The 22,562-nt window shown below is 49.2% G+C and carries 19 protein-coding genes and 4 pseudogenes; 3 read left to right on the top strand and 20 right to left on the bottom strand.

Annotated features, from left to right (window positions below):
- Positions 1-51: 51 nt before the first annotated feature.
- The 15 genes and pseudogenes from L0M14_RS13505 to L0M14_RS13575 form a co-directional block, all read right to left on the bottom strand.
- Positions 52-1,260 carry an EfeM/EfeO family lipoprotein gene (locus L0M14_RS13505; protein WP_235122555.1) on the bottom strand — a complete coding sequence of 403 codons (1,209 nt, stop codon included), beginning with the start codon at positions 1,258-1,260 and terminating at the stop codon, positions 52-54.
- A gap of 54 nt (positions 1,261-1,314) precedes the next feature.
- Positions 1,315-2,787: an FTR1 family iron permease gene (locus L0M14_RS13510; protein WP_235122556.1), complete on the bottom strand. Its 1,473-nt coding sequence runs from the start codon at positions 2,785-2,787 to the stop codon at positions 1,315-1,317.
- Between the two features lie 178 nt (positions 2,788-2,965).
- Positions 2,966-3,932 (bottom strand): annotated as a pseudogene (glpX, locus tag L0M14_RS13515) (class II fructose-bisphosphatase).
- Positions 3,933-3,964: 32 nt separating this feature from the next.
- A complete protein-coding gene (locus L0M14_RS13520) occupies positions 3,965-4,672 on the bottom strand; it encodes a FadR/GntR family transcriptional regulator (RefSeq protein WP_235122557.1) in 708 nt (235 codons plus the stop codon).
- A 17-nt stretch (positions 4,673-4,689) separates the two neighbouring features.
- Positions 4,690-5,415 carry a LutC/YkgG family protein gene (locus L0M14_RS13525; RefSeq protein WP_235122897.1) on the bottom strand — a complete coding sequence of 242 codons (726 nt, stop codon included), beginning with the start codon at positions 5,413-5,415 and terminating at the stop codon, positions 4,690-4,692.
- Positions 5,410-6,920 (bottom strand): annotated as a pseudogene (locus L0M14_RS13530) (LutB/LldF family L-lactate oxidation iron-sulfur protein); the annotation flags it as partial. The pseudogene L0M14_RS13530 and the gene L0M14_RS13525, both read right to left, overlap by 6 nt.
- Positions 6,917-7,645 carry a (Fe-S)-binding protein gene (locus tag L0M14_RS13535; protein WP_235122558.1) on the bottom strand — a complete coding sequence of 243 codons (729 nt, stop codon included), beginning with the start codon at positions 7,643-7,645 and terminating at the stop codon, positions 6,917-6,919. The gene L0M14_RS13535 and the pseudogene L0M14_RS13530, both read right to left, overlap by 4 nt.
- A 320-nt stretch (positions 7,646-7,965) precedes the next feature.
- Positions 7,966-8,732, bottom strand: a pseudogene (locus tag L0M14_RS13540) (DeoR/GlpR family DNA-binding transcription regulator).
- A 15-nt stretch (positions 8,733-8,747) separates the two neighbouring features.
- Complete coding sequence (locus L0M14_RS13545; protein ID WP_235122559.1) at positions 8,748-10,226, bottom strand: rhamnulokinase; 1,479 nt, start codon at positions 10,224-10,226, stop codon at positions 8,748-8,750.
- A pseudogene (gene rhaI / locus L0M14_RS13550) lies at positions 10,223-11,442 on the bottom strand (L-rhamnose isomerase). The gene L0M14_RS13545 and the pseudogene rhaI overlap by 4 nt, the downstream one beginning before the upstream one ends.
- Before the next feature lie 30 nt (positions 11,443-11,472).
- On the bottom strand, positions 11,473-11,844 hold the full coding sequence (locus L0M14_RS13555; protein WP_235122560.1) for a sensory rhodopsin transducer: 372 nt from the start codon (positions 11,842-11,844) through the stop codon (positions 11,473-11,475).
- Positions 11,845-11,863: 19 nt separating this feature from the next.
- Positions 11,864-13,933 (bottom strand): bifunctional aldolase/short-chain dehydrogenase, encoded by a 2,070-nt coding sequence (locus tag L0M14_RS13560; RefSeq protein ID WP_235122561.1) that lies wholly within the window; start codon positions 13,931-13,933, stop codon positions 11,864-11,866.
- A gap of 150 nt (positions 13,934-14,083) precedes the next feature.
- Entirely contained in the window at positions 14,084-14,497 is a 414-nt protein-coding gene (locus L0M14_RS13565; protein ID WP_235122562.1) for a hypothetical protein, read from the bottom strand.
- Positions 14,473-15,240, bottom strand: a complete 768-nt coding sequence (locus L0M14_RS13570; RefSeq protein WP_235122563.1) for a transglutaminase domain-containing protein — start codon at positions 15,238-15,240, stop codon at positions 14,473-14,475. The genes L0M14_RS13565 and L0M14_RS13570 overlap by 25 nt, the downstream gene beginning before the upstream one ends.
- Before the next feature lie 129 nt (positions 15,241-15,369).
- Positions 15,370-16,326: an AAA family ATPase gene (locus L0M14_RS13575; RefSeq protein WP_235122564.1), complete on the bottom strand. Its 957-nt coding sequence runs from the start codon at positions 16,324-16,326 to the stop codon at positions 15,370-15,372.
- A 253-nt stretch (positions 16,327-16,579) separates the two neighbouring features.
- Here L0M14_RS13575 and L0M14_RS13580 point away from each other — a divergent pair, with 253 nt between their 5' ends.
- Positions 16,580-16,828: a hypothetical protein gene (locus L0M14_RS13580; protein ID WP_235122565.1), complete on the top strand. Its 249-nt coding sequence runs from the start codon at positions 16,580-16,582 to the stop codon at positions 16,826-16,828.
- A 152-nt stretch (positions 16,829-16,980) separates the two neighbouring features.
- On the opposite strand, the gene L0M14_RS13585 is transcribed toward L0M14_RS13580, so the two are convergent.
- Complete coding sequence (locus tag L0M14_RS13585; RefSeq protein ID WP_235122566.1) at positions 16,981-17,988, bottom strand: lipoate--protein ligase; 1,008 nt, start codon at positions 17,986-17,988, stop codon at positions 16,981-16,983.
- A gap of 7 nt (positions 17,989-17,995) precedes the next feature.
- Complete coding sequence (locus L0M14_RS13590; protein WP_235122567.1) at positions 17,996-18,490, bottom strand: GNAT family N-acetyltransferase; 495 nt, start codon at positions 18,488-18,490, stop codon at positions 17,996-17,998.
- Between the two features lie 135 nt (positions 18,491-18,625).
- Between L0M14_RS13590 and L0M14_RS13595 the strand changes: the two genes are divergently transcribed.
- The gene (locus L0M14_RS13595; RefSeq protein ID WP_235122568.1) at positions 18,626-19,408 is read left to right on the top strand and encodes a GNAT family N-acetyltransferase; all 783 of its coding nucleotides are present in this window, start codon (positions 18,626-18,628) and stop codon (positions 19,406-19,408) included.
- Positions 19,409-19,441: 33 nt separating this feature from the next.
- Positions 19,442-20,329, top strand: a complete 888-nt coding sequence (locus L0M14_RS13600; protein ID WP_235122569.1) for an SDR family oxidoreductase — start codon at positions 19,442-19,444, stop codon at positions 20,327-20,329.
- A gap of 88 nt (positions 20,330-20,417) precedes the next feature.
- On the opposite strand, the gene L0M14_RS13605 is transcribed toward L0M14_RS13600, so the two are convergent.
- Genes L0M14_RS13605 through L0M14_RS13615 form a run of 3 tightly spaced genes read right to left on the bottom strand, consistent with a single transcriptional unit; the run spans position 20,418 to position 22,524 of the window.
- A complete protein-coding gene (locus L0M14_RS13605) occupies positions 20,418-21,104 on the bottom strand; it encodes a YdcF family protein (protein ID WP_235122570.1) in 687 nt (228 codons plus the stop codon).
- An 11-nt stretch (positions 21,105-21,115) separates the two neighbouring features.
- The gene (locus L0M14_RS13610) at positions 21,116-21,775 is read right to left on the bottom strand and encodes an alpha/beta hydrolase (protein WP_235122571.1); all 660 of its coding nucleotides are present in this window, start codon (positions 21,773-21,775) and stop codon (positions 21,116-21,118) included.
- A 26-nt stretch (positions 21,776-21,801) separates the two neighbouring features.
- On the bottom strand, positions 21,802-22,524 hold the full coding sequence (locus L0M14_RS13615; RefSeq protein WP_235122572.1) for a peptidylprolyl isomerase: 723 nt from the start codon (positions 22,522-22,524) through the stop codon (positions 21,802-21,804).
- Positions 22,525-22,562: the final 38 nt, after the last annotated feature.

The following is a 22,562-nucleotide window of genomic DNA, read 5'->3' on the forward strand; positions in this document are numbered from 1 at the left end:
CTTCACACCCTTTCCGATTCCTATGTTCTATGAAACTATTATAAACGGAAATTACTGTCCTAGGGTACCAGGCATTTTTACCAGAGGCTCCGCCAACGCTTCCAGCTTATTCTTCAGATCCACTTGCTTGGATTGCTCCAATTTGCCAAAATCATTCCAAGTAGTTCCAACCGGAGACAGAACATTCATTTGATCAATAACCGCAGTTAAGCTTTTATTGATTTTCTCATCCAACGCTGCGTCTTTCTTTTTCAATTCGTCCTTAACCAGTGTGTATATTTCTTGCGCACCTTCCACGTTCGCCCGAATAACGGGAACCGTCGCACCACTCCAGCGCTCTTCTTCACCTGTAATTTTGGAGGATTGAGCTTCTTCCATCAGTTCGCCGACACCAGTGACGAAATCTGTGGCTTCGATATTGGTTGCTGCGATGCTTTGCTGCATTTTTTTGCCGTCTTCCAGCAGTCTTGCTGCGAAAGGCTCAGCATCTTTGACTGTTTTCTTCACAAATAAGATGTGCTCAATGCGGTGGTAGCCTGTGAACTCCGGATCGTCTTCGTTCTTGAAGTCATCCACACGCGCATCCATCACACCGTCCAGCTCGGCAAATCTTTCGATGACAGGCTCAATGCGCTCATACGGCATGCGCGCTTGCACATAAGCTTCTTGGGCTTTTTTCAAGTCACCGCTCTTCACCGCTGCATCCAATTGCTCCAACAGAGTGACCAGCTGCTTGCCTTGATCTTGAACATATTCGTTATAGGCTTTCGTAGCTGCTTGGAGTTCTTTGGAAGAAGTAATCGCATCGCTATTCACTGCGCCTTTGTTGTCTTCCAGAGAGGTGCTCAGTTCCTTCACAACGTTAACCAGTTCATCGTTCAGCTTGCCAAGAGCTGTGAAATCCAACGTGCTTTGCTTCAGACCCGCTTCTACAGGTGTAAGGTATTTCTCTACTTTTACGTATAGCTCTGGATATTTAGGTTTGACTTCATCTTCAAAGCTCGCCCATACTTCGTCCAGCTTACCGGAAATCTTCTTGCCATCGTCAACTTTCTTTTGATCTAGCTGTTGTTTCAGATCTTCTACAGATTTCAGCAGAGCTGCGGAGCCTTCTTTGGCAGGTACTTTCGCTACATCCGGTGTAGGGCTGGCCGCTGTTGCGGCTGTTGTTGCTGCCGGAGCCGTTTCAGATTTGGCGCATCCGGCCATTGTTAATGCAGCTGCTGCTGCGAATACGATTACTTTGAATTGCGTTTTCATGAATGATTTCCCCCGTTATCCATATTTATTTATGTTTATATCAAAGCTATATCTCTAAGCTGCTTGATTGCGAAGTTTGAAGCTTTGTGTCATGTCTTTCAATGCCGCAAATAGAGCGACAATCAGCAATACAAGCTGTGGCAAGGCACTTTCTAAGGATGGATAGAGCGCAATAGCGTCCCAGGTTGGCAGCCAGGAGGCTGTAGTCGCCGGAAGAATACCTGCCAGCTGAAGTCCATGAATGCCCATCCCAGTAAATTTAAAGCAAAGATAGAAAACGAATATGCTGGAAATCAGGAAGAACGGACGCATTGGTATGCGTAAACCGATTTTCAGTATTAAATAAGCGATGATAACCAGCAGCACAACACCAATGACAATGCCGCTAAGCAGCGAACTGAGCGAGATGGAAGAAGCCATTCCGATCATAAAAAGGACTGTCTCCGTACCTTCGCGGAATACGGCTAGAAACGCAAGCACACTGAGTGAAACCAGACTGCCGGTTGCTAGTGCTTTTACACTTTGGTTGCGAATATACTGCTGCCAATTGGAAATACTGGATTTACTATGAAGCCAATAGCTCATATAGAGCAGCATGACTGCTGCAAATACACCTGTGCATCCTGCGATCAGGAAATTGTTGTTACCGAATGCACTTGAAGAAAACAGCTGTTGAACGATAATACCTAGGATGATGCTGACCAGCAGCCCCGCTCCAACCCCGTACCAGATCCACTTACGCTTCTCAGCGTGTCCTGATTTGTTTAAGAAGCCTAGCAGTGCTATGACTACTAGCAGAGCCTCCAAACCTTCTCTTAACAAAATCGTAGTGGCATCTAGCATCGTGTAGCTCGTTTTCCCTGCCAAAGGTTCAAGTGATGCATGCATTCTTGCAATTGTAGCTGCTGCATCCGACACCTTAGGCGGATTAGAGGAAAGCTGAGCATAAGCTGTAACCATGTCTCTTTCCATCGATTGGTAGACTTCCGTGGATTGTGTGAGCACAATTCCTTCAATGTCCAGCCAAGAGCTGCGAAGCTTTTCTACATTCGCCTTGGCGCCATCGATATCGCTGCTAGACAATTGATCCGAAGCCGTCTCAAGCAAGGTAACTAACGAACCAATCGTTACTTTTTCAGTTGACTCTGTAACGGTTCCGAAAACGTCCATTTTGCCTTCAACAAAAGCTGTATTCAAGTTATGTAAGTTTTGTAAGGTTTCGATAAGCTTAGCAGCATCAACAGGCTCTCTCACAGTCTCAAAGGAGACCTCCCCCATCGCACCCTCAATCTTCTGATAAGCTGCCGCTGAACGTTCCTTCACGCCATCCTCATAGCTGAGCCAATTGGTTTGGAACGTATCAAACTCCTTCGTTACGTCATCCAGCTTGTTATCCTTAGCAGCTTGGATTGCTCTTTGTATACCTTCATCCGCTTGCTTCAGGTCATCCTCGGCCTTAGCGAACAAAACTGCCGGAAATGTGAGAAGCAGCAATAATATCATGGTAGATAGGATTAATTTTCGCACAATCAACCGCCCCCTTTAGCGAGAATTATTATCATTGATAATCATAATCATTATCATCACACTTTTTTTATTCTACTCGATTCCTCCATCTTGTCAATGCAAAAATAATGTATCAGAAAAAAGAACCCCTTTCCTTTCGGAAGAGATTCTCCATGATTCTTCGATTGTCAGCCGCCTGTTACTTGTTCAAGAACGGCTTGTTAGGCAAATAATGCAGCGTTCTAATGTGCCGAATTGTCCGGGTCTTTGCCCGCATGACAATCGAATGCGTCTCCGCTCTTTCCCCGGGCAAATACCTCACGCCGCCAAGAAACTCTCCGGGAGTCACACCTGTAGCTGCAAAAATCACATCGTCCTTGCCGATCATATCATCCATTCTCAGAATTTGATAAGGATCGCTGATTCCCATATGGACGCAGCGCTGATATTCGTTACCGTCCGCAGGCATGAGTCTGCCGGATTAATTCACCGCCCAAACAGCGCAGTGCAGCCGCTGCCAGAACGCCTTCAGGGGCGCCGCCGGAGCCGACGTACAGATCAATCCCCGCTTCCGGGAATGCTGGCGCCATCGCGCCCGCGACATCTCCGTCGGACAGGAATTTGATCCGTACACCCACTTTTCTGAGTGTCTTGATGATCGTTTCATGGCGGGCCCGATCCAGAATCATTACGGTCAGATCAGAAACTTTCTTATTAAGCGCTTCAGCGGCTTTGCGCAGCGTAACTTCCATCGGATCGGTGATATCCAGCTTGCCTGCGAGCGCCGGCCCTACTGCCAGCTTCTCCATGTACATATCCGGAGCGTGCAGCAAATTCCCCTTGTCCGCAATGGCGATCACAGACATCGCGTTATTTAAGCCTTTTGCAACGATATCCGTGCCCTCTAGAGGATCCACAGCCACATCGACCTCAGGACCGTTCATACTCCCCACTTCTTCTCCAATATAAAGCATCGGAGCTTCATCCATTTCCCCTTCTCCGATCACCACTGTACCGCGAATCGATACCGAATCAAACATAGCTCTCATCGCCGAAGTTGCCGCACCGTCTGCGCTGTTTTTATCTCCTCTGCCAAGCCAAGGCGCGGATGCCAATGCCGCCAATTCAGTGACGCGAACGACTTCCAATGACAATTCTCTTTCCATGTAAATCTCCCCTTAGAATCCACAGCTTCGTCCTACAAATATTTGAATAATATCTGTTCCACATGCTCTAGATGTGCTTTCATATGGTGTGAAGCTTCTGCTCGATGACTGCGTCTAACCGCATCATAAATAGCCAGATGCTCCTGGTACAGACGCCTTGCAACCGATGAGTTAGCATACAGCTCTACCCGCCTGGTTTCCTTGATCGCCATTTCCATCGGACTCATGATCGAATCCAGCATGTTGACCATTAAGGAATTATGGGTGGACTTTACTAAGGTGAGATGAAACAGCAGGTCCGTCCTTTCCCCTTCTTCTTCATTGCCAATGGCCAGCTCCATCTCCCGGACCAATCGGCTGAGCGTTTCGAGATCTTCATCCGTTCTTTTCTCTGCGGCTAAAGCTGCGTTGGAAATCTCCAAAGCTTTTCTCGCTTCCATCAGCTCCAGAAGAATCGTCCTATTCAAGCGCAGGACTTGGAGCTTAGGCACTTCAATCTCAGTTGGCGCACTGCTCACGACCGTACAGCCGCCGCCCTGACGAATATCGATGAGTCCCATCGCGCGAAGCGCGCTTAACGCTTCTCTCATCGTTGATCTGCCTACACCGAAGCGTTCGGAGAGCTCCTTCGTAGAAGGCAGCTTATCCCCAGCCTGAAGCCTCCCCTGAACGATCAATTGCTTCAATTGCTGTGTGATTTCCTCGTAATGATTCCGCTTCGTCAGCTTTGTAACTTCCATCAGCTCCGTCAGCTCCTCTAACCTACCAGAAGCGCGTAAACGATTCCCGGGCCGTGTACACCTATGGTGAGATCATTTTCGATATCCGCAGAACGGCTTGGGCCCGAGATAAAGTGGATCCCTGCCGGCAAATGCGCTCTTCCTGCCTGGTCAAAATTCACGAGAATTTCCCCTAAGCGCGTATGCAGCTTCTCTAGCGGGATAATGGCGAACAGCACCGTCGGCAGGAGGCTGACCGAACGCCCTTTATTTTCCGCTGACAAGACCGTAATCGAGCCCGTATACGCTGCCGCATAATCGGCCATCACAACGCCAAAGTCCGCTTCAGCGGCGCGCGCCTTCCAATGCTCATCATGATCACTGTTCCATACGGAAACCGTGGAATGAGGGAGCGCAGCTTCCAGGCCAAGCTGCTCAAGCTCTGGCTGGTCCTGGCGGATTACATACTTCGCACTCATTTCCTCCGCTTTCGCCGTAATGAACTGCTTAACAACCTCTAAGCTGGAAAGACGGCTGACATGACCGCCGGCACTTTGAAAATTCGTCGTGAACTTCTGAATCCGTTCTTCAAGCCCCCACTCAAACTCATTCCAAAAATCAGGCGCCCCCCGAAAAGGCCGTTCCGGCTTTTCGAGCACCCTCGGACGCTTCAGCTTCTTCGCAATACCGTTCATGAAAGCTTCTTGCTTGGCTTTGGACTCCGCTTCCAGCTGCGCCAGCCACTCTTGATGCGTGTCACCCATGTGAGTGCCCTCCTCCTGCTTCCGTTTGTTCGCAATCTCTTCCATACGCTGCTTCATCGCAGGATCCATTTCCTTCAGATCCCTCTGAATCTCCTCGGCAAAGGTCCCCCACTGCTCCCGGAATGATTCCTTAGGCAAGGCAGGCGTAACCCGATAGCTGTTCCAACCTTTTAATGGTCCTAATTTCAATCTGATCTCCCCATTGCGGGCAACCAGCTTCTGACCTAATTTGCCAAGCTTAAGCACACCGCCAAACCGCCCGGAGCTGCCCGTTAACGTAGAGAAGCCCTTCATGCCGAACGATTCGAGCTTGTTGCCGTACCCTCTCTCTACCTTGCGGCGCCGCAAAGAAACCAGCATGTCATGCAGAGGAATCTTCACCGGACACGCCTCATAGCAGGCTCCGCATAGGCTGGACGCATTGGCGATATCGTCCCATTCGGCGACATTTTTGTTCAGCGCAGGCGTGAGCACCGCTCAATCGGACCGCTGTAGGTACCGCCGTAAGCATGGCCCCCGATGTGACGGTAAACCGGGCAAGCGTTCAGGCACGCCCCGCAGCGAATGCAGTTGAGCAGCTCTTGGAACTCCGGATCGCCAAGCTGCAGAGAACGGCCGTTATCTACGATGATGATATGCATTTCGTCCGGGCCATCTGCATCCTCGGTTCGGCGGGGGCCTGTAATGCCTGACATGTAGACAGTCAGCTTCTGACCTGTAGCAGACCTAGGCAGCAGCGTCGCCATGACCTCCAAATCACTCCACGAAGGAATAATCCTTTCCATTCCCATCAGCGTGATCTGTGTTTTGGGCACCGTCGTGACCATGCGTGCGTTGCCCTCATTCTCGAAAAGCACCATCGAGCCTGTCTCGGCGATCGCAAAGTTGCAGCCGGTCATGCCGATATCGGCTTCAAGGAACTTTTCGCGCAACTTCTTGCGCACGAAGCCTGCCAGGACAGAGGTATCTGGCGGCAAGGTTTCTCCTGCTTCCTTCGACAGTAGCTCGGCGATCTGATAACGGTTCTTATGAATAGCCGGAATAATAATATGGGAAGGCGTCTCGCCGGCTAATTGAATGATATATTCACCCAAGTCCGTTTCAACCGCTTCCACCCCGATTGATTCCAGAGCATGATTCAGATGCAGCTCCTCCGTAACCATGGATTTGGATTTCACCACGGATTTCGCCGACTTTCGTTCAGCGATGGATAGAGCGACTTTGACAGCATCTGCAGCGGTATCTGCAAAATGAACATGTACCCCATTCGCTCTCGCGTTGTTAACAAATTCGTTCAAGTAGTAATCCAAATGAGCGATCGTATGCAGCCGGATCTGACGTCCGCGCTCGCGCCACTCGTCCCAGTTGCCATGTTCTTCGGCAGCGTTCTTCTTTCCGCCCCGAAGCCGCTCTGTCGTAAAACGGACCGCCTTGCGTAAAAACTCATCATTCAGCGCCAGCTCTGCCCGTTCCTTTACCGTATCAGCCGTATGCTCTCCACTCATTTCAAATTCACCCCTTCACACAGCAGCTCAGCTAAATGCATCACTCTTACTTTCTCTCCGCGATAGCGTAAATTACCCGCGATATTCATCATACAAGCCATATCCAAGCCTACAAGCACTTCCGCTTCCGTCTCTTTAATGTGATCGACCTTCTCCGTTACCATCGCCCCCGAAATATGCGCCATCTTTACAGCAAACGTTCCGCCGAAGCCGCAGCAATCTTCCGCAAATGGCAACGGAACGAATTCCAGACCCTTGACGTTCTCCAGCAGCTTCATCGGCTCTTCCTTTACTCCGAGCAGCCTGCTGCCGTGGCAGGACGGATGATAGGTCACTCTGTGAGGGAACTCAGCTCCAACATCCGTAACGCCAAGCACTTGCACCAGAAATTGGGTAAATTCGTAGGTTTTGCTTTGGAGTGCCTCTGCCTTGCTAAGCAGAACAGGATCATCTTTAAATAATTCCGGATAGTGATGAATCATATAGGTGCATGAGCCCGAGGGCGATACAACAAAGTCGCTGTCATCAAAGGCTTCGAGAATGGTCTTCGCCGATGCTCTGGCATCATCCCAATAACCGCTGTTGTAGGCTGGCTGACCGCAGCAGGTTTGAACCTTTGGAAACTCAAGCTCTACGCCGTATTGGGCCAGCAAACGAACCATAGATTGCCCCACACGAGGGTATATGGCATCGCTTAAACATGTAATAAATAAAGAGACCTTCATAAGTCACCTCTTAAAGAATAGAGTCATTAAAATTTATTTCAAATCAATTTGTCAGGTTGTCAGACATGTTAACCGTATAGGAAAAACCTAGCTGCTACACTAGGTTTAAGTTTGTTGATAAAGCTGAGGCCAATACGAGCTTCAGTAGCTTTTCTCCGATTGCTGTTGACATTTTGTTATTCGATTAAAATAAAAGCTCTTAAGGTGATAACAAAACTGTCAAAGGCAACCGCTGCGCTTCTCCGAAAACTACTGAGCTCTTCACTTCCTCTTTATCAATAGTCTGAACCTAGCTGCTACACTAGGTTTCATTTATGTTTTTAAACTATATGGTACGGAATGCCCCTCTCATCGAGCGCTTCCTTCATTTCAGGCGAAATTCGGCTGTCGGTGAACAAGACATCCACCTCCTGAAAATCGGCAACATGCGTAAAAGCTCTGACGCCAAACTTACTGGAGTCCGCCAATAAAATGACCTCTTCCGCAATTTGGATCATCTTCTGCTTCACCCTGCCCTGCAGCTCGTTGGATTCGCTGATTCCTTTATCGAAGTGTACGCCTTTACTCGAAAGAAAGGCTCTATCCACGTGATAGCTGTCTAGAGAACGTTCCGCTAACGGTCCTACATAAGATAAAGACCTTTTGGCCAGCTGACCGCCGGTCGAAATCACTTCAATCTTTTCCTTGCCGCTGAGCTCGGTGGCAACTTTAATCGAATTCGTCAAAACAGTAAGCGGAATGTCCGGTAGAAAAGAAGCCATGTACCAAGCGGTCGTGCTGGCATCCAGGATAATCCGGTCATGTGGCTGAATCAGACTCACTGCGGCTTGCGCGATCCTCCGCTTCTCCTCGGCATCCGTCACTTCACGCTCGAAAAAGGAGTCTCTGTCTGCTGTTCCTTCACATCCTTGATGCTGACCGCTCCGCCATGAGAACGGCGTAGCCTGCCCGCTTGCTCCAGCCGATCCAGATCCCGGCGAATGGTCTCCTCCGTCACCTGGCATAGGTCACTCAGCTCGGATACCCGGATGCTTCCTCTTTCGTTGACTACCTGCACAATTTTCTCGTAGCGTTCCGCGACCAACATCCGCTAACCTCTCCTCTATCGATATTCAGTAAGTCCGGTCACGTGAAGAAAACGACCGTAAGCCTCGTTCCAAATCTCTTGCTGCTCAGGCTCATACACAGTGACAGGGAACGAATCTGCAATGACTTTTCGCGCTTCCCATATGCTCGAGAACACGTCTTGCGCCATCCACTGAACGATCAAATTGCCGATTGCGCTTCCTTCCGCAGGACCGGCCCAGACCGGCTTGCCGATTGCATTTGCCGTCCACTGGCAAAGCAGTAGATTCTGAATGCCTCCGCCCACCATATGAAGCCCGTTAAATTGTTGACTGGAAACTTGTTCCGTTAACTTGAGCACATATCGATATTTTAAAGCCAAGCTTTCTAAAATACAACGAACAACCTCACCTGGCTGCTCAGGAGCCTTTTGCCCCGTTTGCCGGCAATACTGCTGAATTCGTGGCAGCATATCTCCTGCATGCAAGAATAAAGGATCATCAGGATCGATGCAGCTGCCAAAAGCCGGAGCTTCCTCAGCAAGCTTCACCAATTCAGGGAATGAGTAGGTGACCCCTGCTCGTTCCCATTCGCGCCTTAGCTCTTGCAGAATCCAAAGCCCCATAATATTTTTGAGCAGCCTGAACGTATGACCAACACCGCCCTCATTGGTGAAATTGAGCTTAAGCGCCAATTCATTGATGACAGGTTCGTCTACTTCCGTACCCATTAATGACCAGGTGCCGCAGCTTAGGTAGGCGAACGACTTTTGCAGTGCCGGTACAGCGGCAACAGCCGATCCGGTATCATGTTCTGCAACAGCAATAACAGGAATAGACGGAACGCCGAGCTCCGAGCTCACCGAATTCAGCAGCTGTCCGGCACATGCTCCTGGATGTACGATTTGGCCAAACAGCCCCTCGGAGATTCCGACAGCTCTTAGCAGGTCCTGGTCCCACTGACCTCTGAGCGGATTATAGAGCTGCGTTGTCGTTACGTTGGAAAACTCGTTCAACATTTCGCCTGTCAAGAAATACCTCAGCAGATCGGGAATCATTAAAAATCGTTCCGCCTGCTGAAGCAGCGGAGAACCCGCTTCTTTCAAAGCCTTCAATTGATAAATCGTATTAAATGGAAGAAACTGAATGCCCGTTCTCTCAAAAATATAAGACGGGGACAGCTCCTTCATCATGTTCTCCATGATGCCTTCTGTGTGAAGATCCCGGTAATGATAAGGGTTGCCCAGCAATTCGCCGTTCCCCGCGACCAAACCGAAATCTACAGCCCAAGAGTCGATCGCCATGCTTTGCACTTGAACGCCTTGGTGCTTCGCTTTTAATAAGCCTTGTTTGATTTCATGGTACAGTCTGAGAATATCCCATTGCAGCCGGCTTCCGACCTGCACAGGGTCGTTCGAGAAGCGGTGGATTTCCTGCGTCTCGATCTTGTTATCGGTAAGCCGGCCGAGCAGCGCCCTTCCGCTGCTCGCCCCTAAGTCATATGCGAGAATGCTCACCAGCTCGCACCGCCCTTGCCTCTCGCCAAGATATCTTTCCCATAGCTGCTGTCCAGATAGGCTTTCATCGGATCAACCGGCAAGCCTTGCTCTTCGCGAAGCGCATGCAGCAGAGGAGTCACGTCGAATTCAAAGGCTCTTCGAACCGCATTTTCTGCACCAAGCACGTCCCCGCGCTCCTGCGCTTCTTCTACTTCAGCATGGTTAATCAGCAGCGCTTTCGCAAATTGCGTTTGTACATTCAATACAGAACGGATCATCGCAGGAATCTTCTGCTCAATATTGTGCGATTGATCGATCATATATGCGATATTAGCTACGTTTTCACGTACAGCCACATCAGCATCGTTAGCCGCATTCAAAATTTGATAGAAAATCAAGAACAGTTCATATGGATTCACCGAACCGACAATCAAATCGTCGTCAGCGTACTTGCGGCTGTTAAAGTGGAATCCGCCCAGACGCTTTTCATCCAGCAAGTAAGCTACAATATGCTCGATGTTAGCTCCAGGAAGATGATGTCCTGTATCCACCAGCACCTCTGCTTGAGGACCCAATTTCAATGCGTAGTTGTAAGCCATGCCCCAATCAGCCAAATCGGTATGATAGAAAGCAGGCTCGAAGCATTTGTACTCGATCAGCATGCGCATCTCAGGAGTCATGGCATTATACATCGTGCTGAGCGCTTCCAGCATCCAAGCTTTGCGCTTCCGAATATCTCCTTGACCCGGATAGTTCGTACCGTCTGCAAACCAGAGGCTTACATCACGGGAGCCTGTTTCCTTCGCGATATCTACACACTCCAGCAAATGGTTAGTAGCTTTGCGGCGAATGGCTTCATCGGTATTGGTCACACTGCCCAGCATATAGTCTTCATCTTGGAACAAGTTCGGGTTGACAGCGCCGATTTTCAAGCCTAGATTCTCGGCATGGCTGCGAAGCCTCCATAATTATCTACTTTATCCCAAGGGATATGGATGGCAACGGATGGACACAATCCAGTTACGGCATGCACCTGCGCAGCATCGTCAAATTTCTCGAAAGGATTGCGCGGAACGCCGACCTTCTGAAATGTTTTGAATCTCGTACCTGAATCCCCGTAGCCCCAAGAAGGGGTTTCAATTTTGAGCGCTTTCAAAGCCGCCTTGACTTGCTCCAAGTTTATTCCTCTAGCCTGCTGTTGTTCTTCAAATAACGCGTAGGCACGATCCGTCACAACTATGCACCCTTTCTAAGATCAATTCGTTTATTTAACGGCAAAAGCCATCGTAGACATTAAGGTATTCTCCGCTTGTGTCGAATCCAAACGGCTATACTGCACAATAATCGGAATATCGCTTTGCACTTCGATAGCGTAAGGAACGCCGATGGGAATCGGCGCTCCGTCTTTCATGAGACTGCTGGTACGAATATGTCTGGTGCGTCTGGCAGGTACCACATGCAGGATGTCCTCCATCGGTTCCCGGTCCTCGAAAAAGATCGTGAAACGCAGCAGCGCTTCATCGGAAGAGGTGTTCAGCACGCACACAGACTCATGGCTGGTCAGCTCTCCGGAGCTCTTCTCCGGAATGTAGCCGTCAGGAATAAACCAGTATTTTTCACCTCTTGCTTTATACATAGGACACTACTCCCCTCTATTATCGAGTAAAGGCAGCCGGTACGCCGCCGTCAATCGTCAACATGCAGCCGGTCGTTTTGTCGGACTTGGAGGATGCGAAGAACGCAATTCCTTCCGCGATATCTTTAGGATAAATATTGACAAGCAGCGTTGTGCGCTTACGGTAGTATTCTTCCAATTGGTCCGGTTCAATTCCGTAAGCAGCCGCACGTTCATTTCTCCAGCTGCCGTTCCAAATCGCGGAACCTTGAAGAATGGCATCAGGCAGAATCGTATTGACACGGATGCCGAACTCGCCGCCTTCTGCTGCGATGCAGCGCGCAAGGTGCGCTTCAAGTGCTTTTGCTGCGCTGTAAGCAGTGGCATTTTTACCAGCATATACGGAGTTCTTGGAGCCGATAAATACCATGTTACCGCCAATGGATTGAACCTTCATCAATTTAAACGCTTCGCGGGCAACCAGGAAATAACCTGTTCCCAGGACGTTCATATTCAGGTTCCATTCTTTCAGCGATGTCTCATCAAACGGACTGGAGGTCGCTAGACCTGCGTTATTGACGATAATATCAACACCGCCATAAGCAAGAGCCGTTTCCGCATATGCCGCTTTGACCATTTCTTCGCTGGTTACATCCATTTTCACTGCAATTGCGCGATTTTCACCATACTTCGCGTTGATTTCGTCCGCTACCTTCTGTGCGCCCTCTAAATTCAAGTCGGCAAGCACAACGTGTGCGCCTTCGGATACGAGACGTCTTGCCGTTTCGCTGCCGATGCCGCCCGCTCCGCCTGTGATGAAGGCTACCTTACGGGAGAACTCAGCTTCTGCAGGGGCAAGCGTCAATTTATAAAGCTCCAGAGGCCAATACTCTACATTATAGGACTCGTTCTCACTCAGCGAGACGAACTCTCCCAGAGCTGTAGCGCCTCTCATTACGGCGATAGCTCGGTGGTATAAAGCTCCGCTCACTTTGGACATAGCCCAGCTTTTACCTGTGTTGATCATCCCTACGCCAGGGATCAGAATGACGCGTGGAGCTGCTTCGAACATCACGTCGCCTTCATTTTTGTTGCGGTCGAAATAAGCCTTGTACTGTTCTTTATAAGCAGCAACGCCTTCTTTCAGCTTTGCTTTCAGTCCTTCAATATCATCTGCATTCGGCTCCCAGTTGATGAAGAGAGGAACTACCTTGGTATGTACCAGGTGATCCGGGCACGCAGCACCGACTTGGGATAAAGCCGGGGAGTTTTGGCCGCTTACAAAAGCCAGCACATCCGCTTCGTCGTCGAAGGTCAGAATCATTTTCTTCACGTCGCTAACCGCGCCGCGAATCGTCGGCATGACTTCCGCTGCAATCGCACGGCGCACATCAGCAGGCAGGACCTCATACTTCGCTCCGCCGAACAATTTGTCTTCTTGAACGCGAGCTTCGATGTAGCTTTCTGCCTCGGAGATGATTTTAATCGTTTGCGCGTAGCAAGCGTCTGATGTTTCTCCCCAAGTAACCAGACCGTGCTTCTCCATCAGCACAAGCTCAGCATTCGGATTAGCCAGCACACCTTCTGCAATCATTTTCGATAGCGTAAAGCCAGGGCGTACATAGGGAACCCATACGAAACGGTCTCCGAAAATTTCTTTTGCAATCTCTTTTCCGTTATCCGCACAGCAAAGGCTGATGATGGCATCCGGATGTGTATGGTCAACGTGTTTGAACGGTAAAAATGCATGCAGCAGTGTTTCGATGGAAGCGCGAGGGTGCTTGGAATCGATCATGCAGTGTGTCAGGTATCCGACCATTTCCTCATCGGTCATCTCCGGCTTCTCAAACAGAGGACGAATATCTTCCATGCGAAGGCCTGTGAAATTGCCCGCTTTCATCGTAGCCAAATCGGAGCCGCTTCCTTTAACGTACATGACTTCTACATCACGGCCGCGGAAATCTTTCACGGTCGTTTTGCTGGATGTGTTTCCTCCGCCCCAGTTACACACCCGACGGTCTGAACCGATAATATTCGAACGATAGACCAGCTGATCCAGTCCGCTTTGCAATTCAGAAGCTTTCGTGTTGTCCCACAAACTTTGTACCATATTTACAACCTCCAGATTTGTTTGTTTATCTTTGTTTTTCTTTGTTTTTAGTCTATCACGCCTTTGTTTGTTTGTATATAAAAATATTTAAAACAAAATGTACAAAAACAAAAAGACCCGGACTCCTAGAATCCAAGGTCTTTGCATCATTTAATAGGTAAAAGTAACGGTGATTAGTTGATCGTTGTTCACTGTCCTCGTGTAAGCTGCGGATGAATAGCTGATCCCCTTCACGCCGCTAAGCTCAGACATCGCTTTTTTCAAATCCGACTTCAGTGAAGCTCCGCGCGCATAGCGCAGGGTCACTTCATTGTCTCCCGCATCAACTGCCGCTTGGAGCTTGGAAGTTAGTTCTTTTCTGTCCTTGGCGGTATAATCGCCCTGTACATACTTGTAGCCAAGCAGCGTATACATGTCATGATAAAAGTCCGCATTGTCCGTATCTTGATCAGCAAGTGTGAGCAGGGTTTGATCAAAAGAGACCTTGGCTGCCGGATATTTGATCGTCCACACATGATCGGCACGCAGCTGGGCATCTGTCAAATTGAAGTAATCATACTGCACTCTCCGGGAATATCCGGTACAGGGTCATCCCACGTACAGTCCAGCTGGTACCAGGCGCCATCCAATTGGACAAGATTCCAGGCATGCGCTTGCCCCCGTGCTCTGCCTTCTTCAATTTTGACGGGAATCCCTGCTTGGCTAAGCATTTCATAGGCGAGCAGGGCGTAACCCTGACAGACGGTTGATCCAAGCATCAAACCATCATAGGCCGAATGAGACTTCAGCGAGGTATCGTACGCGATATGGCTGACAATCCAGTCGTGAATGGCTTTTTCCTTTTGGTAATCGTTCATTCCTTCGTCTATGATACCGGATAGGATTTCTGAAACCTTTACCTTTACGGCGCTGGTCTGCTCAGCGGTTTCCCAGTATGTAAAATGAAAGGTAATGACGGAATGACCTGATGAAGTAATCGCCTTATAGCTGTAAGATTTTACAATATAATGCGTGTAGTCGTCTTCATCGATAGCGGCTTGAAGGATGCGGTTCACATCTCTTTTCAAGGTTGCCGCATTGCCCGAATAGGACACTTCGAGATCGGCGAGCCGATTCCCTAGCGCTTGTCCGATTTGGTTTTGCAAGTCAGTTGCGGCAGAGGTTGTTTGCGCAGTTGAAGCAGCCATCGCAAACCCTGGAGCACTCACCAGGCTGCCTAAGGTTAAAAAACTCGCAATCGTTGTTGTACCAATCATTCTGTTCAGCAGCTTTTTCATACCTTGAACGCCCTTTCTTTGTGCCGTCATGCTATCATCTATCAGCCTATCAATCGTAATATAACGCTACTATATCACAGCTATCGATCATTTTCGACACTTGTGAATCAGACGCAAAAAAGAGCATACGCTCTAGTCTTTCGAGCATATGCTCCTGGATCATTTTATTTTCAAATCTTCAGGCCTTATCGACATCAGTTCATGCTTCGAAGGCGTCTGCACATACTGGCTTAACAATCTGACAGCTTGATGCCGCATGGCTTTCTCCAAAATATTCCGCACATAACGTGCGTTGCTAAAAGCTTTCCAGCTCATGGCCTTCTCATCCGCCAAATGCTGTTTTAGTTTCATGATTGCTTGTGGAAGCAGCACATATTCTCTCTCTTTAGCCATTTGTTCCATAATAAGTATAAGCTGTTCGACGCTGTAATCCTCAAAATCTACCTGAATCGGAAACCTGGACGGTAATCCCGGATTGGTAGCAAGAAATTGATCCATCTCGTCCGAATAACCTGCCAGAATCAGGATAAAATCGTTCTTCTTATCTTCCATCCCTTTCACCAGGCAATCGATCGCTTCTTTGCCAAAATCCTTGTCGCCGCCACGGGCCAAGCTATAGGCTTCATCAATAAACAGGACACCGCCCATTGCTTTCTTCATCAATTCCCGAGTCTTGAGCGCCGTATGTCCGATGTATTCCCCAACCAGGTCCGCTCGTTCCACTTCGGTAAAATGCCCTTTGCTCAGCACCCCCATCGCATGAAACATGCGGCCCATCAATCGTGCGACGGTTGTTTTACCGGTACCCGGACTTCCTTTAAAAATCATGTGATACACGTGCGCATTACTTAGGAGCCCAGCTTCCGCGCGATACTGCGAAATCTGCAAGAGCGCATAAATCTCATGTACAAGATCCTTCACATTCTGAAGGCCAATCAATTGATTCAGCTCTTTGAAAATGTCCGATAAGGGACCTTCTTGCGGGCTTCTCTTAGGCATCAATTGAGGTTCCGCATCCGAGATAGGCTGCGGCTCACTGTTACGCAGCACAATGTTGATTTGGCGTGATGGCACCGTGCTGCTTCGCTGATCCTTTGTAATGACTCGACCACTCATGAGTATCACCTCGTTTTCTAGGTGTTATCAGTATACGCATCTGCCCAGAAGAAAGTTACATGATCCCTTACAGCAGCGAATGGTTGCGGTAATCCTTGTCGATACTTGTTTAGTCACACCTATAACCTACCTTCATCATATGAGGGGCTGATGCTATTTATGTAGCTTTTCTGCCCAATCTTTATAGTCAAGCATCCAAATTTCTTCTGCGCTCATAGGTTGTTGTATCTATCGCTTAGGAGGAGATTTATTCATGGGTTACCAACATTATCCGATTGCTCATTATCCCCATCCGCAGCCTTACCATCCACCACATCATCCTTACATGCACCATCATCCTATTTATGTTGTTCCTCATCCGCATCATTATCCCCACCATGCACCACATCACTGGCATACCGGACAGTGGCATAGCGGACACGGTCAAAGCAATTGGAATGGACAGCACGACCATCAACATTGGCACAACCATACTCACAGTCAATATCCGGGCCTGAAATAACTAGCTATACTAACAATCCCCACAAAATGGAACCTAAGCTTCTGAGCTGCTACAGGTACTGCGGGGAGCCTCTCGTATTCGTGTCTATGACAAAAGCCTTCAACGTCCAGTGGACGTGAAGGCTTTTTTTCATTTGACAATTCCCTTATTCATCATGCATCGTGGAGCAGCAGCAGAGTGAGGAAATCACTCTTATCCAGCGCTCCAAAGTATTCTTTCAATTCAACATCCTTGAGTCTCTCCTGAAGAGCCTGCTCCTCATAACGGCAGCCAACCAGCTTTTGCTCCAGCTCATGTACATCCTTCGTACCGAAGAAGTCCCCGTAAATCTTCAAATGGGCAATGGTTCCTTCGACCAATTCAATTCGTACATCGATCGATCCCACGCCTTCAAATCGTTTAGAATGCTGTATCGAGCTCTTCGGGGATTTCCCGTAATTCCAGTCCCAGTTCTGATAACGTTCCATTGACAGCTCGTTAATGTTCTCCCAATCTTCATCGGTAAGGTTGTATCGAGGTACCTCCGATTCATTGACCCCGAAAATGGATTCCAGCAGCTTGGAGCGAAATTCTGCAATTGAAATAGGTGTGTCTAGGAACTCCGAAATATTGGCTACACGGCTTCGAATGGATTTGATGCCTTTGGATTGAATCTTGTCCGCTTTCACCTTGAGCGCAGAAACTACACTCTCGATCTCGGAATCAAACAGCAGCGTTCCATGACTGAACATACGGCCTTTCGTAGCAAATTGGGCGTTGCCTGATATTTTCCGTTCTCCTACCTGAATGTCATTGCGCCCAGTCAATGCGGCTTCAACACCCATCTTTCTCAGGGCCTCGACAACCGGCTCGGTGAACTTTTGAAAATTGTGAAAAGAGTTGCCGTCATCTTTCGTGATAAAACTGAAATTGAGGTTGCCCAAATCGTGATAAACCGCCCCGCCGCCTGACAGCCTTCTCACCACGTGTAGTCCCTGCTGCTTGACGTACTCGGGGTTGATCTCTTCGATCGTATTTTGATTTTTGCCGATAATGATGGACGGCTCGTTGATATAAAATAATAGATAGCTTTCATCTGCCGGCAAATTGCGAAGCGCGTATTCTTCGATAGCCAGATTGATTCTTGGGTCTGTGATGCCTTCGTTATCAATAAACAACATACGTAAGTTACTCTCCTTTATTGTCAGGTGCGCCAATCTCGGTCGTTAAAGTCCGTTGCAGGGTAACAAGCCCTAATGATCGGTAAAATTGGAGGGCTTTCTCGTTAAACTCCCATACGTTCAGTTCGAGACTCGACGCGCCCTTCTCCCTTGCCCATTTCAGTGATGCTTGATAGAGCGCCGTTCCGATCCCTCGTCGCTGATAATTCCGCGCAACTGCAAGTTCATTCATGTAGGCATACGTTCGTGGAACCAGCGCAGCGTATGGCGGGCTTTGCTTCATTTCGAGCATGGCAACCCCCGCAACGATGCCGCTGACCTCCGCGATCAGAATGACTTTGTTCTCCTTATCGGAAAAGCTGCGGTACCATCCCATCGCCACAACTCTGTCGAGTCTGGCAAATAGGTTCGGAAGCGCCTCGGCATGCTCCTCCTGCCCTTCACGGATGATCGCATTGACCGCATCATAATCTTCCGCCGCAGCCATACGAATTTGCAACATCAGCTCAGTCCATCCTTTCTTTTTCAACTAGCTTACCTTAATTAACGTTGATTTTCCACCGGGCAGGATTGTATTTTTATGCATTTCGATGTATTTTAATAGATAAAGGTAAACAAAGGACGTGAAACGAACAACATGCATAATCAGAATGTACCCAGCAAGGAGCTGGACCAAATTGCGGCTAGAACATGGCCTGCCGAGGAAACCGCTTATATGGGGAGTTGGTGCTTAAGAGCATCACGAGGCGTTACCAAACGCGGCAACAGCGTGTATGCTGCTGGGGAGTATCCCCCGGATTCGAACTGGCTGAGTAACATCGAACAGTTTTATCGTGATCGGTCTCTGCCGGCGGTCTTTCATGTCGCAGCGGGTGCACCGGAAGGCTTGGATGAAGCGTTGGCTCAGAACGGATACTCCATTGAAGCTCCATGTCTAGTCATGACCGCGTGCAGTCAAGAGGTAGAGGACACAACGCTCAATCTCCTTTTGCTCAAAACATGGAAGGGCTGCGAGGTCATCTTACACGACACAGCAAAGGAAGATTGGGTCCATGACTTTATCAGCATGGAGCAATTTCCACTTTCACGGAAGCCGTTTTATGACGGATTATTTGAAAGAATGCCTGAACCCCGTGCATTTCTATCCATCCGTTTCGGCGGCGAAACGATCGCTGCCGGAGTCTCCATCGTAGAAGGCAAGTGGGCCGGTTTTGTAAGCATCGTGGTCAGAGAGGACTTCCGCGGACGCGGCATCAGCTACCTGCTTATGCATCATTTGACCAAGTGGAGCCTCGAACAAGGCGCTTCCTGCCAATATCTCCAGGTGATGGCGGAAAATGAAACGGCCAGAAAGCTGTATGAAAAGCTTGGCTACAAGCCGTTATTCGAATATCACTACAGATGCAAGTATGATTTATAGCAGGTTGCATCATCCTACGTAGGTATACTTAGGATGAAAAGGAGCAATCTACATGGCGACAGCTACCGAAACCAAGCCTGCATTCCCGCGCAGCATCAGGATCAGCAGCCGGGTATTGAATCACTCATGAATCCGCTGCCTCAATTTAAAGATTCCGCTTATAAAGCAGCCGGCAAATTAAAGGACAAGGTCGCGATCATTACCGGCGGAGACAGCGGCATCGGCCGCGCCGTTGCGGTCACGTTCGCCAAGGAAGGTGCTGACGTCGTCCTTGTGTACTTGAGCGAGCATGGAGATGCAGAAGAAACACATCGGCAGGTCGAGCAGGAAGGACGCAAGTGCTTGCACGTATCCGGAGACATCGGCGACGAGAACTTCTGCAAGCAGCTCATCGGGCAGGTCGTTCAGCAATTCGGCAAGCTTGATATCCTCGTTAACAACGCAGCCGAGCAGCATCCTCAGAAGAAAATCGAGGATATTACTTCTCAGCAGCTGGAACGAACATTTCGAACCAATATCTTCTCTATGTTCTATCTCACTCAGGCAGCGCTACCGCATCTCAAGCCTGGAAGTGCGATCGTTAACACCGCTTCGATCACCGCCTATCACGGGCATGAGCAGCTTGTAGATTATTCGGCAACGAAGGGAGCGATTGTCAGCTTTACCCGTTCGCTTGCGCTGCAATTGAACGGCCGCGGCATCCGAGTCAACGGCGTAGCTCCCGGTCCGATCTGGACCCCGCTCATTCCATCAACCTTTACCGCTGAGGAAGTCGCCAAGTTCGGCTCTGATACACCGATGAAACGCGCCGGCCAAACCAAGGAATTGGCGCCGAGCTATGTATTCCTTGCTTGTGACGATTCCTCCTATATGTCCGGGCAAATTCTCCATGTGAACGGCGGAACGATTGTCAACGGTTAAGCTGACAAAGCACAAGACTTTAATACCAAAAGGGTTGCTCTTATATCGGCATTCATGTGCCGTATAAGCTGCAACCCTTTTTTCGATTCTATATACCGACTTTCAGCATGATCTTGGTCCAAATCCACTTGGTATAAGCAAGTGTCTCCCGAGCCTCATGATAAGGCATGAACAGCACCTCGGAATCGGTCGTTGCCACAACCGGCTTCTTTAAGCCCACCGTTTGGGCAATATCGAGAGACCTCGAGCCATGATAGGTATGGGTGATTACGATCGAACTTACCAGTCCTAGCTTATCCATAATCTCTTTGCTGTAGAGCAGATTCTCATAGGTGCTGGTCGCTTTCGGCTCCAGCAAAATCTGGTCCTGCGGGATCCCCTTCTCAGCCAAATAATTGCGCATACCCTCGGCTTCCGTAAGCTTCGAGCCGTTATGGTCAAGACCGCCTGAGACAATAATCTTTTGAAATTTGCCTTGCTGATACAAGCTGTACGCCAGATCCAGCCGTTCCTTCAGTCCAGGACTTGGCAAATCCTTACGAAGAGATGCTCCCAGCACAATCCCCACATCCGCTTGCTCCGGCAAGGTCTGATGCGGGCTTGACTGCACCTTCCACTCCATATACACAAACCAAGCTGCCAGAATCACCGCTACGACTAACGTCCATCTGAGAAGCAGTCGAAGTCTTCCGACAACCAGTCCAAATGCCCCTGCGGCTGATTTTCGGGATTGGCGAGTGTTACCTTTTTTACTCCGGTTTACCGTAGTTTTCATAACCAACAGCCCTACTCCTTCTCTAGAAAAACTTCAATCTGACGGAAAAGATCGGGCGCATCCTCACTGTGACAAATCAAATGCTTGGACTTCGGATACCAGTACAGCTCCCTTTCTCCGCTAACCTTGCTGTAAATATACTTAGCACTTAGAGGGTGAATGACCTGATCGCGCTCCCCTTGACCGATAAAGGTCGGAACAGCCACCTTGGCAAGCTCCGGCTTAAGCTGCCGTACCAGACATGTGAACTGCCAAGTTGCCCGAAGCGGTGTCGTTCTTGCTTTTTTCAGATAATCCTGATCCTGCTGCCTCCAGCCTTCCCTAATCACCTCAAGCAGCCGAGAAGGACTTACGTAGATGACTGCCGTGTTCAGGAGCACAAGCCTTCGCACCGGGTAGCGGACTGCCAGATAAGCAGCCAATAAACCGCCCATAGAGAAACCTACCAAATCAAATGAACCGTGCTGCTTAGTCATCCGCTGCGCATGCATCTCGGCCGATTCGACCCAATCCTGCCATTTGGAAGCCTTTAAACCGGCAAGATCCGTCCCGTTCCAAGGTAAATTCGGTACTTCACAATGCTGTCCACGGGCAGCTAAGTAATCCGCTAATGGCTCCACTTCGAACGGCCCGCCTGTAAAACCGTGAAACAACAAACAAGGTCGGGGCATCGTATCTGCGCCTCCTGAAGCTTGCATTACTTTTCCGTGATCGCAACGGAAGTAATCGTCACTTTTTCCTTCGGCGTACTTCCTTCACCGGATGCCAAGACCGGCGTATCTGCGATTTGTTGTACTACATCCATACCTTCTGTCACTCGGCCGAAAATCGTATAATTCGGTTGGCTGTTCAGCCCCTTCGAATCATCTCCCGTGCAAATAAAGAACTGGCTGCCGTTCGTGTTTGGTCCAGCATTGGCCATTGCGACGATACCGGGCTCATATTGATGTGTTGTTTTCAGCTCATCCTCAAATCGGTAGCCCGGGCCTCCTCTTCCCGTACCAGTCGGGTCACCGGTTTGCACCATGAATGATTTGATAATGCGGTGGAACGTGACATTCTCATAGAAGCCTTGCTTGGACAAAAATACGAAGTTATTGACCGTTTTCGGTGCTTCTTTGGCAAACAACTCGATCGTAAATTTGCCTTTGGAGGTTGTGACCTCAGCGGTGTAGGTCTTGTTCTGATCGATCGTCATGTCCGGCGCCTTGCTCCACTGTTTAGGAGCATTGGCTGCAGCAGTGGCCGTTGCTGCTGGTGTTGCAGCCGACGTAGCGGCAGGAGCCGCTGTCGCAGCAGCTCCTGATTTGGTGTTAGCCGTAGCTGAAGGAGTTTCGGTAGGCTTGTTGCCGCAAGCTGTCAGAGAGACGGCAAGCGCCGCCATAGAAAGAACATACAAAGTTTTTTTAGGAAATTTCATTGATTCGTAACCTCCATTGCTAGTGATAAGGTGCTTTT

It is taken from the genome of Paenibacillus hexagrammi (assembly GCF_021513275.1).
In the GTDB taxonomy this organism is placed as follows: Bacteria; Bacillota; Bacilli; order Paenibacillales; family NBRC-103111; genus Paenibacillus_E; species Paenibacillus_E hexagrammi.

Excerpts from the sequence above, each read along its gene's own strand:
- L0M14_RS13525 (WP_235122897.1), bottom strand. The coding sequence starts at position 5,415 with ATGGGTGACACGCATCAAGAGTGGCTGGCGCAGCTGGAAGCGGAGTCC.
- L0M14_RS13575 (WP_235122564.1), bottom strand. The coding sequence starts at position 16,326 with ATGAGTGGTCGAGTCATTACAAAGGATCAGCGAAGCAGCACGGTGCCA.
- L0M14_RS13600 (WP_235122569.1), top strand. The coding sequence starts at position 19,442 with ATGAAAAGGAGCAATCTACATGGCGACAGCTACCGAAACCAAGCCTGC.
- L0M14_RS13590 (WP_235122567.1), bottom strand. The coding sequence starts at position 18,490 with ATGTTGCAAATTCGTATGGCTGCGGCGGAAGATTATGATGCGGTCAAT.
- L0M14_RS13605 (WP_235122570.1), bottom strand. The coding sequence starts at position 21,104 with ATGAAAACTACGGTAAACCGGAGTAAAAAAGGTAACACTCGCCAATCC.
- L0M14_RS13520 (WP_235122557.1), bottom strand. The coding sequence starts at position 4,672 with ATGGAAGTTACAAAGCTGACGAAGCGGAATCATTACGAGGAAATCACA.
- L0M14_RS13505 (WP_235122555.1), bottom strand. The coding sequence starts at position 1,260 with ATGAAAACGCAATTCAAAGTAATCGTATTCGCAGCAGCAGCTGCATTA.
- L0M14_RS13595 (WP_235122568.1), top strand. The coding sequence starts at position 18,626 with ATGCATAATCAGAATGTACCCAGCAAGGAGCTGGACCAAATTGCGGCT.
- L0M14_RS13610 (WP_235122571.1), bottom strand. The coding sequence starts at position 21,775 with ATGCCCCGACCTTGTTTGTTGTTTCACGGTTTTACAGGCGGGCCGTTC.
- L0M14_RS13560 (WP_235122561.1), bottom strand. The coding sequence starts at position 13,933 with ATGGTACAAAGTTTGTGGGACAACACGAAAGCTTCTGAATTGCAAAGC.
- L0M14_RS13555 (WP_235122560.1), bottom strand. The coding sequence starts at position 11,844 with ATGTATAAAGCAAGAGGTGAAAAATACTGGTTTATTCCTGACGGCTAC.
- L0M14_RS13570 (WP_235122563.1), bottom strand. The coding sequence starts at position 15,240 with ATGACGGCACAAAGAAAGGGCGTTCAAGGTATGAAAAAGCTGCTGAAC.
- L0M14_RS13580 (WP_235122565.1), top strand. The coding sequence starts at position 16,580 with ATGGGTTACCAACATTATCCGATTGCTCATTATCCCCATCCGCAGCCT.
- L0M14_RS13585 (WP_235122566.1), bottom strand. The coding sequence starts at position 17,988 with ATGTTGTTTATTGATAACGAAGGCATCACAGACCCAAGAATCAATCTG.
- L0M14_RS13615 (WP_235122572.1), bottom strand. The coding sequence starts at position 22,524 with ATGAAATTTCCTAAAAAAACTTTGTATGTTCTTTCTATGGCGGCGCTT.
- L0M14_RS13535 (WP_235122558.1), bottom strand. The coding sequence starts at position 7,645 with ATGAAGGTCTCTTTATTTATTACATGTTTAAGCGATGCCATATACCCT.